This window comes from Croceitalea sp. W27, from assembly GCF_055693185.1.
This window is the reverse complement of sequence record NZ_CM146327.1, coordinates 865,367-877,466: the sequence shown is the minus strand read 5'-3', so window position 1 is coordinate 877,466 and position 12,100 is coordinate 865,367. Positions and strand designations below refer to the sequence as shown.

Annotated in this window: 11 protein-coding genes and 1 pseudogene; 4 read left to right on the top strand and 8 right to left on the bottom strand. The window is 34.5% G+C overall.

What is annotated here, in order from left to right; translation table 11 throughout:
• Nucleotides 1–502 precede the first annotated feature (502 nt).
• On the bottom strand, nt 503–1,246 hold the full coding sequence (locus ACZ1GR_RS03985; RefSeq protein WP_472610941.1) for a LytR/AlgR family response regulator transcription factor: 744 nt from the start codon (nt 1,244–1,246) through the stop codon (nt 503–505).
• Between the two features lie 258 nt (nt 1,247–1,504).
• On the opposite strand from ACZ1GR_RS03985, the gene ACZ1GR_RS03980 reads away from it, so the two are divergent.
• On the top strand, nt 1,505–2,260 hold the full coding sequence (locus tag ACZ1GR_RS03980; protein WP_472610940.1) for a LytR/AlgR family response regulator transcription factor: 756 nt from the start codon (nt 1,505–1,507) through the stop codon (nt 2,258–2,260).
• 309 nt (nt 2,261–2,569) lie between these two features.
• Here the strand turns inward: ACZ1GR_RS03980 and ACZ1GR_RS03975 are convergent, their stop codons facing one another.
• The 5 genes from ACZ1GR_RS03975 to ACZ1GR_RS03955 form a co-directional block, all read right to left on the bottom strand.
• On the bottom strand, nt 2,570–3,535 hold the full coding sequence (locus ACZ1GR_RS03975) for a serine hydrolase domain-containing protein (protein WP_472610939.1): 966 nt from the start codon (nt 3,533–3,535) through the stop codon (nt 2,570–2,572).
• A complete protein-coding gene (locus tag ACZ1GR_RS03970) occupies nt 3,528–4,604 on the bottom strand; it encodes a C45 family autoproteolytic acyltransferase/hydolase (protein ID WP_472610938.1) in 1,077 nt (358 codons plus the stop codon). The genes ACZ1GR_RS03975 and ACZ1GR_RS03970 overlap by 8 nt, the downstream gene beginning before the upstream one ends.
• Nucleotides 4,605–4,636: 32 nt before the next feature.
• A complete protein-coding gene (locus tag ACZ1GR_RS03965; protein WP_472610937.1) occupies nt 4,637–5,029 on the bottom strand; it encodes a hypothetical protein in 393 nt (130 codons plus the stop codon).
• 59 nt (nt 5,030–5,088) lie between these two features.
• A complete protein-coding gene (locus ACZ1GR_RS03960; protein WP_472610936.1) occupies nt 5,089–6,771 on the bottom strand; it encodes a serine hydrolase domain-containing protein in 1,683 nt (560 codons plus the stop codon).
• A gap of 73 nt (nt 6,772–6,844) precedes the next feature.
• A complete protein-coding gene (locus ACZ1GR_RS03955) occupies nt 6,845–8,020 on the bottom strand; it encodes a helix-turn-helix domain-containing protein (RefSeq protein ID WP_472610935.1) in 1,176 nt (391 codons plus the stop codon).
• A gap of 308 nt (nt 8,021–8,328) precedes the next feature.
• On the opposite strand from ACZ1GR_RS03955, the gene ACZ1GR_RS03950 reads away from it, so the two are divergent.
• The 3 genes and pseudogenes from ACZ1GR_RS03950 to ACZ1GR_RS03940 all read left to right on the top strand — a co-directional run bounded on the left by ACZ1GR_RS03950 (nt 8,329) and on the right by ACZ1GR_RS03940 (nt 10,079).
• Complete coding sequence (locus tag ACZ1GR_RS03950; RefSeq protein ID WP_472610934.1) at nt 8,329–8,541, top strand: hypothetical protein; 213 nt, start codon at nt 8,329–8,331, stop codon at nt 8,539–8,541.
• Nucleotides 8,535–8,735 carry a hypothetical protein gene (locus ACZ1GR_RS03945; RefSeq protein WP_472610933.1) on the top strand — a complete coding sequence of 67 codons (201 nt, stop codon included), beginning with the start codon at nt 8,535–8,537 and terminating at the stop codon, nt 8,733–8,735. Before ACZ1GR_RS03950 ends, ACZ1GR_RS03945 begins: the two co-directional genes overlap by 7 nt.
• A gap of 450 nt (nt 8,736–9,185) precedes the next feature.
• Nucleotides 9,186–10,079, top strand: a pseudogene (locus ACZ1GR_RS03940) (IS982 family transposase).
• Between the two features lie 227 nt (nt 10,080–10,306).
• Here ACZ1GR_RS03940 and ACZ1GR_RS03935 read toward each other — a convergent pair.
• Complete coding sequence (locus tag ACZ1GR_RS03935) at nt 10,307–10,720, bottom strand: hypothetical protein (RefSeq protein ID WP_350290941.1); 414 nt, start codon at nt 10,718–10,720, stop codon at nt 10,307–10,309.
• Between the two features lie 386 nt (nt 10,721–11,106).
• Entirely contained in the window at nt 11,107–12,042 is a 936-nt protein-coding gene (locus ACZ1GR_RS03930; protein WP_472610932.1) for a PorP/SprF family type IX secretion system membrane protein, read from the bottom strand.
• Between the last annotated feature and the right edge of the window lie 58 nt (nt 12,043–12,100).

The window sequence follows — 12,100 nt, the reverse complement described above, 5'->3', positions numbered from 1 at the left end:
TCTATATGTTTTTTCAACTAGCTTTAGTTAATTTCATTGACCTTTCTATACTTTTAAATCTTTGTTTTTTCGAGAAGTCCGAGTTCGTTTAAAATAAAAATTAGTTCTTTTTCGGTATTGTTTGATCATTGCTTCTTTTTTTTAATCGGTGATGATGTTTGTTTGAATTTCTGATAAAGATAATGATGTCTTAACGGTAATTAATAAAATGTGAATATATGAAATAGGGCAGTATTTAGAACAATTAAGCCTATATTGCGTTTTAATTGATTGGTATTTGGTTTATAACTTCTCAGAAATTATATTTTGACTTACTAATTGCAATTCTAATTGAGGTTTTTTAAAAAAGTAATACAAAAATCAACAGTTAGATTAGCGCTATTTCAACTTCATCTAAGTATTTAGCCTACCGAAAGCCAGAAGATTGAAACAGAATTCAAACGTAAAGTATTAAGGTTTGAATAAAAGGTTAATGCTGTCTTTGTACTAGTCTGAAAAAGTCTTAATTTAAAACCTTATCTATAAACTCAGCCTTCTTAGATCTAGATACGTTCAAATGTTTTCCATTGGACATAAGCACTTGAGGCAGCTTGGTCATTATTATTTTATCTATATGCTTTTCATTAATTAGGTATGACTGGTGAATTCTTAAAAAATTAATGTTATGCTTTAATTTTTCTACATAAGACTTTAGCGTTTTTGAAACTGTTATTTTACGGTTTCCTGATAGATGAACGATACAATAGTTCTCATCCGCTTCAAAGTATATGATATCTTCAATATTCATTAGTTCTGTATACCCTTTGTGATAAAAGGCAATTCTCTTACTACCAGCCTTAATATTTAAAAGTGGAAGTATCATTTCCATTTGTTTTTTTTCGTTCCAGAAATCGAAAAAGCCCTGCAAACTGGCACTTAAGGCCTCAACGCTAACAGGTTTCATCATGAAATCGAATGCCTTCACTTTAAATGCATCAACTGCGAAACCCTCATGAGAAGTAATAAGAATTGTATGAAACTCGTTAAATTTTGTTTGTTCCAGAACATCAAATACCGAACCTGAAATCAAATCGACGTCTGATAATAGCAAATCTGTTTGAACTTGATTTATTTTTAGAACGGCCTCGTCTACATCTCTTGCCGACCCACAGATAGTTAATTTTGAAAATTTTGTCTCTACAGTATTTATCATCCAGTTTAATATAATGGGGTCATCTTCGATGATAAAACATTTTATCTTATCCATAATTTATTTATTCAGTTGTTATGTTACTACGGTATCAAATAATTATTAATCTTTTATGCAGTTAATTTGATTATGATTGAATTTCAGTATATCAGCCTTGAAATTGAATGAAGAATTATTAATAGGTGCCTTTTTTGTTATCTTAGAAACATTTTGCTTATTATTCGGAGAAACAGACTTGTGAAAATTATTCTGTATTTATTGTTATTGAAAAACACCTATGTTCTTTCTTACTTCTATATTTCTTACATTTAAAATGTGAAAAAGCTTAGATGTATCATTATTGATGATGAAAAAACTCCAAGAGAGTGGTTGGCAATAACCTTAAAAAAAAGTTTTCCCAATACTTTTGTGGCGGGCGTGGCTTCATCTTTAGCAACAGGTTTAGAACTTATCAAAACTACTAAGCCTGACATTATTTTTTTGGATATTGAACTTGGCGACGGTACTGGGTTTGATCTTCTAAAAGAGCTGGTTGAGTATAGTTTTGATGTTATATTTACTACTTCTCATGAAAAGTACGCGTTAAATGCAATTCGCGTTAGCGCTCTAGATTATTTGATAAAGCCTCTTGATATTTCTGATTTAGAAAGGGGCATAAAAAAAATAGAGGCAAAAAGAGAAACAAAAAATGGCTTACATCACCTAAAAATATTAAATGAAAATCTTGGAAGAGGCATTAGTCAAGAGAACAAAATTGCATTAGCGAGCATATCAGGGTTTGATTTTGTAAAAATTGCAGATATTATATACTGCCAATCTGATGTTAATTATACCATTGTTAAAACCGTCACTAAAGAAATTATGGTGTCAAAATCTTTAAAAACCTATGATGAATTACTCTCAGATTATAATTTTTTTCGCATACACCAGTCTTATTTGATTAATATGACGCATTTAGAGAAGTATCATAGAGGAAAAACCCCAGTGGTGATAATGAGTAATAAAGATCATCTTAATGTTTCAAGAAATAGAAAAGAAGAATTTCTGAATTTTTTAAAAGCAATCTCTTAAAAAGACAATCCAATATCATTGATTATTAGCTTACAACCGATGGATTGCTTGAAGTCAAAAATGGAATGGGGCTAACGTTACCATAGAGTTTAAACAAGATGTAGCGGCCTAGATGTTTAGTGTAAGGGTGCTTTTTCTGATAGCAGCTTTTTTCGATGGACGAAATTGGTAGGCCCCATAAACTTTATTTCGCTTCTAATGTTTTCTCCAAAAAAGGAAGTATTTCCAATCCATTGTCACTATTTGTAAAAAATACATAAGCAAATCTTTTTTCAGGCACCATCATATAATATCCTTGAAAACTAGGATTTATAACACCATGTGCGATTTTAGGCCATTTATGGTCTTTGACCTCATAAAACCCAGGCCCCATGAATCGAATCCATTCTCTGTTCGTAATGACTCATCTTGAGGCAGAACTACCTGTTCCCTAAACATTTCATCATAGGTTGCTACCGAGAGTATTTTCTTATTTAAAATGGTTATTAGAAAATTTGAAAAATCATCAATAGTAGCATGAAAGCCAAATGCGGCACCGAAATAAGGTAGTTCATCAGGAAGTCCTTCATCTATTTCATAACCACTATACCCCAATGACTTGTTCTGTTGCATGTTATCTGAAAGTACAAAGCCTGAGTTTTTAAAATCTAGGGGTCCATAAAACTTTTGATGCAATACTTTTTCTAAACCAGTTCGATCCGTCTGGTATAGGTGCGCGACCACTTCTGCTAGATACTCGTACCCTTCACCAGAATAATTAAAACTTGTACCGGGGTCAAAAGCTAAATTTAGTTTACCATCCTCATTTAAAAACCTCCAATTTGGCAATCCAGATGTGTGGGAAAGCACCATACGAGTGGTTATCAATTTCATTCTCTCATCTTCTATATCATCTAGGGGTAGGTACTCAAATAAGGGTTTATCTAAATCAATAGCATCGCGATCGACCATTTGCATAACAAAATAGGCGAATACTGATTTCGAAATTGATGCTGTCTCAAAAACGGTTTGAGGATCTACCGGTACTTGTAGTTCTAAGTTTTTATACCCAAAATAATTACTGTAGACCAATTTTGAATCATTAATAATTCCAACTCCAAGGCCAGCAATTTTCAAGGAATCCATTTTTTTTTGGATTCCTGATTCGAACAAGTTGATAGCCACTTTTTTGCCCTTGACATTTCGTACGTCACTTGTACAGCTTAAAAAAAGTACCGTTGAGATGAGTAAGGTCAATAGGGCTGTTCTATTATGTATTTCGTATTTATTATTCATTTAATTTGATTTTTATGGTGTCGTTGCGGGTCAAAAATTTTATTTGTACCTGGTTTTTATCTTTTGGGTATTGTGCAATAAAACTGATGTAAGTTTCTTTGCTTCGAATTTCACTGTACCGGTTAGCTAGTATTTGGCTTGAACTTTTCTCGACAGTACTATTGATTACCATATGGTCAATGGTAAATAGGCTATCCAAATAACGAAATCGACTGCATTTTTCTTGATATACTTTTTGAATATACGCATTGGAAATGGCGAAATTGGTATGGAACAGATAAGGTTTTCCTGTCTTGTATTCAACGATATTATTTTTTGAACACTCTAAGTCCAGTGTTTTATTAGCATTGATGAACATCAAATTTTGAGGGGCCCCAAGGGGAATTTTTTGAATATAACTCGTTACCTCTTCAAGGGTTTGAAAGGTCAATAATTTTCTTATCATGAAAGGAAGCGGTAATCCATTGGTATTTAGCTGGAGTTCCGGTAAGGAGTTTGTGGTTACCAAAAATTTTTGATTCATACCGCCAGTGCCAAGTATCCCAGGAAATCCATAAACTACCAATTGCTTGTTTTTTAGAATAAATGGTTTGTTGATTCTCAAAAAATCTGGTAAGTCCAGGTTGTACCCGATATAATTTGCCTTTTCTGTCATCAAACTAACATTCGTACAGCTTTGATAACCCTCAGAAAAGTATAAGATAATTTCCTCGGCCATATTAAAGCATAGCAAGTCTTTCGTAGGAACTTGGGCACCTATTGCCATGCCTTCAATTTCTTCTAAAAACTCAGGAGTGTATTTTTTGATGGCCTCAATAAATCCCGTATTCTTTTCAATATTTTCAAAGAGTTCTTCTTGTGATAAATTCAGTTCGTTTTCAATAAGTGCCCTCCAGTTTGCTATTTGTTTTTGAATATCGGTCTGAAGTTTCCTTCCTATAATTTTTCCTCTTGCGTATGGAGATTGTTCATATTGAATTATACTAAAGCTATTCGGTTTTGTTTCTGTTTTACAACCCAAAGAAAACACAGTGGCAATAAGCAAAACAGACAAAAATTGGATTTTCATTGTCAATAGATTATATAAGTTTAAATGGGTTTTTATAAGACTTCGTGAAGTATCTTACTTGTTTGTTGCTTCCCTTTTTTGTCTAGTTCAATAAACCATACGTAAGTTTCACAGTTTGCATGGGCAATATTGGTAGCGTCACATTTTTGGGTTGTACCTTTAATAAGGAAACCTGTGTTCGTTTCTTCGGCGGTATAGCCATAGTCGTTATAGGCATATCCGGATACCGTATTCCATTGTTCTTTACCTTCACTATCAACTTTTATTACATAGACATCATAGTTTCCCTTACCAAAAGAACTGGTTGATCCAATAATCAAATAGCCCCCATCTTTGGTTTTAATAAGGGAACTGGCCTTGTCATAAGACTTTCCTCCAAATTGTTTGGTCCAAATTTCATTACCATTTTCGTAGTTTTTGGTCAAAAGTATGGCTGAGGCTTTTTTTGCCGATGGTATGGTCGTGACCTGTATTGAGGCATTTTTTAGGTTGATTTTAGGTTGATTTTAGGTTGAAATATGAGATTTGTTTTTTTTGTGAATCGAACATTTTTTAAGCGATTTGTGGTCAGTAGGATTTCTTTGACCCGATTAAAAATATCACGCTTTATCATCAATTTATAATCAGAGACTAAGAAGTCATCGGGTGTAAGTATTTCAACTTTTTGAGGCCTTTTGTAATTTTTTTGACTAATAAAAATAGCGTTGTCTTCTTTTGTTATTTCAAATGAAATATTCAACTCTTCATTTTGATATTGCCCAACAAATGCGTCTAGCTGGTGACCTTGCAATTCCACTTCAGGCAGTTTTGTATGGATTCGTGGCTCGTTTCCAGGTCTGTAAAGTGAAAATTTTACCATGCCCCTGTTTTGGGTAAAAACAATCTTGATACTTGGTAAAGGCTCAACGGCATAATAACTTGTTTTTTCTTTAATAAGCTTAAAGGGATTGTTATTGTCCACTTGATAATAAAGGACGCCTTCTTTTTCTATGATTCGAACGATTTTACCTTTACTAGTTTTATACAACCCTGGAAGTTGATTGGAATCAATAGCCTCGATTTTAGGTATTTGAGCTAAATAATCATCTTTCTTTTTCAAATTGGTGCTGGACACCATTTTGGAAGCGATCTTGTCAGCAATCGAACCGCTCCAGATTCGACTATTACTGCTCATAACAAACACGCTCAGCTTTTCTTCAGGAAACCGAATGGTTTGTGCGTGGTACGAACCCGTGCCTCCAGAATGGTGAACGGCTTTTCGATTGAGGCGATCGGTAAGTTCCAATCCAAATCCGTAAGTAGTAATCTCACTATTTGGAATTTCTTTTTGACTTTTTTGTAATAGTTCATTATTTGTTTGTTCTGCATTTTGAATGGCTTTCTCGAATATCAGCTGGTCTTCGAGGGTTGTGAACAAGAAACCGTCTCCGTATAGATTCGTAATCATAGGAAATTGTTGCCATATGCCATTGCCCCAATCGGAGTATGGTAGTACTTGATTGGGTATGACCGCCATATAATTTTTTAAAAACTGCGTATTTTTCATTCCTAGTTCTTCAAACAATTGTTTCGAATAATCGTGAAAAGATACCTCGGAAGCAACCGCTACGATCTCAGTCAATAAAGTATAATTTGTGTTGCTATATAAGTATTCTGAACCCGGAGGGAAGTTTAGGTCATTCTGTTTTTCTATCAGTTCGATTACATCATCGTTATCCAATCCTTCTTGCCGCCACCATGGGTTTTGTTGTAAACTCATTAAATCGGCATAATCCCTTATACCGCTTGAGTGATTTAGAAGATGTCTTATCTTAATTGAATCGGTAATATTGGGATATAGTTTTGGGAAGTATTTACGAATATCATCTTCAAGACTTAGCTTGTTTTTTAGACTTAGTTTTAAGATGCAGAGTGCCGTAAACTGTTTTGCCACTGAAGCCACGTTTGAACTTGAAGCTGAATTCGCTTGTACCTGATGTTGTAAATTCGCTAGCCCACGAACACCTGAATAGATGACCGTACCGTTTTTAACGACACCTATAAATAAGCCTGGATCTTTTTCTCCAATAATTTCCGTTAGTAGTTTTTCGATTTCTGGGGAAGTTACCGTCTGAGAACATAAGACTGAGGTAATAAAAAGGGATACTAAAAAGAATTTTGTTTTCATAATAATCAATTGAATTAGGGTGTAAAAATCCAATTATCATTACTGTTTTGCGCTTCAAATCTTGATTTGAGACCTATTTTGAAACTGATTTTTCAATATAGTCTTTTGGAGAAAGGCCTGTACCTTTTTTAAAAGCCCTGTTAAAGGTCGCTTTACTATTGAACCCTGAGTCTAAAGCAATACCCAATAGTGTTGAACTATCATGTTCTTTTGCTTTTATTTTGTCTTTGACTGCTTCAATTCGATAATGATTGATAAAATCATTAAAATTCATCTGAAAACCCTTATTCACCACTGAAGAGATAATTTTGGTCGTGGTCTGTAATTCGTTGGCGACATCTTGTAAAGTTAATCGATGATTCTCATAAAGGCGTTTTTGGGTAATCAAGTCCGCCAGTTTTACCTTCCAAACATCAATATCTTTTTCTATTGAAGTGTCTTGTACAATTCCCTTTGATTTTTCTTGCACAAAAACATTGATTTCCCCATTTTTTCGATCTGTAAAAAAAGCGGATTTAACAGCATTGGTGTAGCCATTTATAGAGATGTAATAAAATACCAAAGAGAATAAAATATAATGCCAAAATTGACTACCAAACTCTCCCCAATCAGGATTTAGGATAAAAAACAATAACCGCAGCACCAAAATCCCCAAAAATGCCACCATAAAGCTTCTTATCCATCTGAACAAAATTGTTTCTGCATAACTGACCGTGTCGAATATCAATTTCTTATAATTCGCATAGTAGCGTAGACTATGTATTAAATAGATACTCATTGATAGTAAACCGGCGATTTGGTACCATGTTGCCAAATCTTTGTCTCGACCATCTGCGTAAAAATAATATTCGCTTAGTATGAATTTATCGGTGATAAAAACGACCAGGGAATAAAGGGAATAAAGAATGAAGGGTGAAAAATGGACCCAATCTTTTTTGGTTAGTTGAAAGGTCGTGTTGAGTAGGCTCTGGGTGTAAAAATATACTACCGGGCCAATTAATAAAACCTGCATAAATGGAATGAAGAACAAGATTTCCCGAGTGATTTTTTGGCTATACCAATTCGCATACCCCAGCATATAGGGGGTAATGTACATGGCGGACAAGAACAATAACAAACTAAGCCATTTAATGGATTTTTTGCCGTGAACGATACCTTTGATCAGCAATAACAATGAAAAGATAATCAGATGAAAAAAGAAGATAAGTAATAGTGAACTTTTTTGTCCGAAACTAAAAGGAAAATCCATCAATTAATTAAGATTATGAGATTTTGATTGATGCTTTTAAAAGTATCATTTTTTTTGAACTTGTAAAATAGCTTAAGATTAAGGTCAAAACCAATATTTCACCTCTTTTATGGGGTTTGAAATTTTACCGTTTTTTAGCTAGACTATGGCAATACCTGACTTTTATCGAATGTTTTAGTACTGGTGCAAAATGAATTTTCCTTTTCGCGTTGGCATTACAAATACTGGTTTCATGAGAAATCTTTTAAGTCTAGCCATGTACTTTACAATCTTGTAGTGGCGCAGACGAAGCGCCTAAAGAAGGTGACATGATGGACGATTCTGTAGATGATGTAGAATCTACAGACCAAGGAAACGAATGTCCCGACTCAACCGGTTTTGTTTTTGATGAACAGAATGGTATTATCTCCATTGAATTTGAAGACAACGATTTTCCTGAAGGTTGGATACTGAAGAATGATGTTACCGACGTTTCAAGGAGTATATGCAATAGGAGGGCAATCCAGGTAATGGAATGGTAACTTTTCCGGTTAAGATTACCAATATCAGAACCGATAGATTTATTTGGAAGTCTTTTTATAGAAAGGGGAACAATGGAACGGAGCACAACGATTCTTGGTTGCGGTTTCCTGATGCTAATGATTTCTTTGGAATGAAGAACCATGGTAGTGTAGCTTATTCGAACGGTTCGGGCAAAGAACCAAACCCTAATTGAGCTTTAAAAGAGGGTTGGTTTAGAGTATATAGAAGCAGAGACCATAATGAATTCAAGTAGCAGTCCAAAACTTCTGACAATGATGCCCATGATGTCTATGTTAGCTTTGAAACCACAGGAATCTACTTAATGAAAATCTCCTCGCGCTCAGACTTTCATGTGATAGATAGAATATTACTGCACCAAGCAGATATTTCACTAAATGAGGCCATCGACCAGGCAGATAATTTTAGTTCTATAGTAACCTATAACTAAAGTATTTGATTTAAACTTAATAATAGGCGTTGGAATATCTATGCCAAAATAGCACTGCAAAAGGTTACCTTAAAACATTATTGCGACTTTCTTCGGGTAAGCAACAAGTTCGATGTAAGAAACTTGATTTTCACAGAACAAAAAAGGTGGAATATTTTGGAAATTTAAGTGTTGATTTTCAATTCACTAAAAAATATTCCACCTGAAATTTCTCCTTTCAAAGTTACCGAAATTTTTGTTCCATAGATGATTTTTGCCTTGAATTCATGCCCTTCTGGCAAAAAAAGCCTCCTTGCCAACGACAAAAAGCGTATCAGGTCGTGCAAGGCGAGCCTATCTGAGGTAATGACCAGTGCTGTCCTATAGGGCTACAAGACCTTCAAGGACTTTTACAATGATCATGTGGCACGGTAAATTACCGAATACTTTGCAAAATTGGTCGGCTCCAACCGTATTGTGGGGCTCAAAAAGGAAAGTTTCATACCCTTGGCCATATAACTGAATACCTACGGGTTGGCCAACTGTAAGGGGATCAGTTTCGTGGACACCACGCCCCTGCGTATCTTTGATGGGAAAAGCATAGGTCAGCACAAAGTTTTCAGGGAACTGGCGAAAAGGGGACAATTTTCCCTGATATGGTTCTACGGATTCAAGCTGCACATCATAACAAATGACGAAGTGGGCATTGCCGACTTTATGCTTATCACGGGCAATGTGGACAACAGAAAACCCCTGCACTTTAGGGCGTTCGTAAAGAAACTCTTCGGGGACAAGTGTTACATATCAAAGGACCTTTTTACCGAACTCTTCGCTAATGGGGTGCACTTGGTCACCAAGCCGAGAAAGAATATGAAAACAAAACTGTTGACAACTAAGGAAGACGCATATCACTTGAGAAAACGGTCAATCATCGAGACCATCTTCGACCAGCTCAAGAACATATGCCAAGTTGAACATTCAAGGCACGGGGGCGTTGCAAACTACTTCAACAATATCTTCTCAGCCCTAATAGCTTTTAATTTCAAGGACAGAAAGCCGTCACTCAAAGTGAACTTTGTCGACACCAAACAATTATATTTGGCCATCTAGTTATATCGAATTCGCGTTAGTTTAATGATTTACGTAATAATATTTCAGGTAGCTAACGAGTTAAGTTCAAATTTTCATATCATAGTTAGCAAATAGTACATTGCAGCCAGATATACTATGATTACTAAGATTTCAGGAAAGATAAGCTTCAAATTCCCCCATATTTTTTTTGTTTTTTTATTTTCCATTCTGAAAGGGTTTTAGGATTAATTCAAACATGGTGTGTTTTAAGCCATAGTTTGTGTTGCAAGGCTTAAGTTTATTAGAGGAGCTTCGTAAACACATAAAAAATTCAAAGCTTTGTTAAATAATTTGAAAGAATCCTTAATATTCCGACGGAGAAAATTTATAATGCCTAGTGCATTATAATAGATGGCCAATTCAGAGATTGGATGAAGTTTATGGTCATATCCCATAATTATCTTTTTTCTATTTTTTCTAGTTCTAAAAATATTCCTTAATTCCCTCTCAACCTGATCGAAGATATCTTCAGAAAGCCTTACAAAACCTAAATTGTTTTTTATAGTTGTAATGGTCGCGGTCTCTAGGGTAAGTTCATAGATAATAGCTGAAACAATCTCTTCTTTGGAATTTTGCGTGATGAAGAAATTGTCTTCTAAATTTTGTTTTGATATCACCATAGTTCTAATTCTTAATGTGTTGTTCAAATTGATATTCATACACAAAAGAACAACGATACCATTACAGAATTAAACGATATCTACTATACGGTTACTTTACCATATTATTTGGGAAAAACTTGATTTCACAAGAACTGAATTGTAAAAATTGTGTTTTCATAAAATGAGGGATAAAGGATGAAATCACAAGATTATTCACCCTGATGAAACGAGTTTGTGCCTATTTTCTGAGTATGAAAATATAGAACACACCCTTGTTCGTACCCTAAATGGGGCATATTACGAACATAGACTTTTATTGGTTTTTTAGCGCAATAAACATGTTTATCGCTAGTATATTCATAAGCTATTAAATGGAACCTGTTGTGTATTTTGATAATCGGGCATTAAAAAAAGATAGGACAGTTACAAGATGCTTTCCTACTTTGAAACCAATTGAACTCAAACCTCATAAAAATCTCATGAGACCCATTATTAAACGCTCCTAAACCTTGGGTGTTCAAATCATAAGAATATCCCAAAAACCAAGCTTCATTTATTTGAAAACCTGCTAAGGCACTTATTGAAGCCCCGAATCGGTAGGAAGCACCAAAAGCAAATCTCTCATGGTATAAGAAATTGGTGGAGATATCAGTAGAAATAGGACTGCCTGATACTATTCTTGTTAAAATAGCGGGTTTAAACCTCCAGTAGTGATTTAAGTTAAAGTCATAACCTGAGATAAAATAAAATGTACGTCTTTCTCCAGCTTGCAGTCGGTCAGCACTATTGAAAAATTCAGTTTCCAAAATATTGGGGATGGACATTCCTAAATACCACTGGTCTGAGAAATAATATATTCCAGCTCCAAGGTTTGGGGAAAAGCCATCTTCAATATTTTCCTCAAAATTAGGATCATTGGAATTAAAAATTTGTAATTCATTAAAATTTGCATTTAACAGATTAAACCCCGTTTTGATTCCAAATGCCAACTTATTTTTTCTTGAAACCTGAATTTTATATGAGGTATCTACATTGAATAATTGTTCATTAACCGGGCCAATTTTATCATTTACGAGACTTATTCCCAATCCTAAACCTGATGTCCCTATTGGCGTGTTGATATTTAGTGTTTGGGTTTGTGGAGCTCCATCCAAGTTTATCCATTGTGTTCGATTAAATGCAGTAATATTAAACATTTCTCTCACCCCAGCATATGCGGGATTTATAATGTTAGTATTGTACATATACTGGGTGTACATCGCATCTTGCTGTGAAATAACCTTATGAAACGGAAATAATATTGCCACTTTTAAAAAAAGGATGATTGCTATTTTCTTCATGTAGGATTTTTGTTTTACTGGTTTCAAGTTATTGCCCAAACTTTTTATTTATATAGTT

Bases quoted from the DNA above. Each gene is read 5' to 3' on its own strand.
- ACZ1GR_RS03975 (WP_472610939.1), bottom strand. From the start codon at position 3,535: ATGAATAATAAATACGAAATACATAATAGAACAGCCCTATTGACCTTA.
- ACZ1GR_RS03945 (WP_472610933.1), top strand. From the start codon at position 8,535: ATGGTAACTTTTCCGGTTAAGATTACCAATATCAGAACCGATAGATTT.
- ACZ1GR_RS03930 (WP_472610932.1), bottom strand. From the start codon at position 12,042: ATGAAGAAAATAGCAATCATCCTTTTTTTAAAAGTGGCAATATTATTT.
- ACZ1GR_RS03955 (WP_472610935.1), bottom strand. From the start codon at position 8,020: ATGGATTTTCCTTTTAGTTTCGGACAAAAAAGTTCACTATTACTTATC.
- ACZ1GR_RS03950 (WP_472610934.1), top strand. From the start codon at position 8,329: ATGATGGACGATTCTGTAGATGATGTAGAATCTACAGACCAAGGAAAC.
- ACZ1GR_RS03985 (WP_472610941.1), bottom strand. From the start codon at position 1,246: ATGGATAAGATAAAATGTTTTATCATCGAAGATGACCCCATTATATTA.
- ACZ1GR_RS03960 (WP_472610936.1), bottom strand. From the start codon at position 6,771: ATGAAAACAAAATTCTTTTTAGTATCCCTTTTTATTACCTCAGTCTTA.
- ACZ1GR_RS03935 (WP_350290941.1), bottom strand. From the start codon at position 10,720: ATGGTGATATCAAAACAAAATTTAGAAGACAATTTCTTCATCACGCAA.
- ACZ1GR_RS03970 (WP_472610938.1), bottom strand. From the start codon at position 4,604: ATGAAAATCCAATTTTTGTCTGTTTTGCTTATTGCCACTGTGTTTTCT.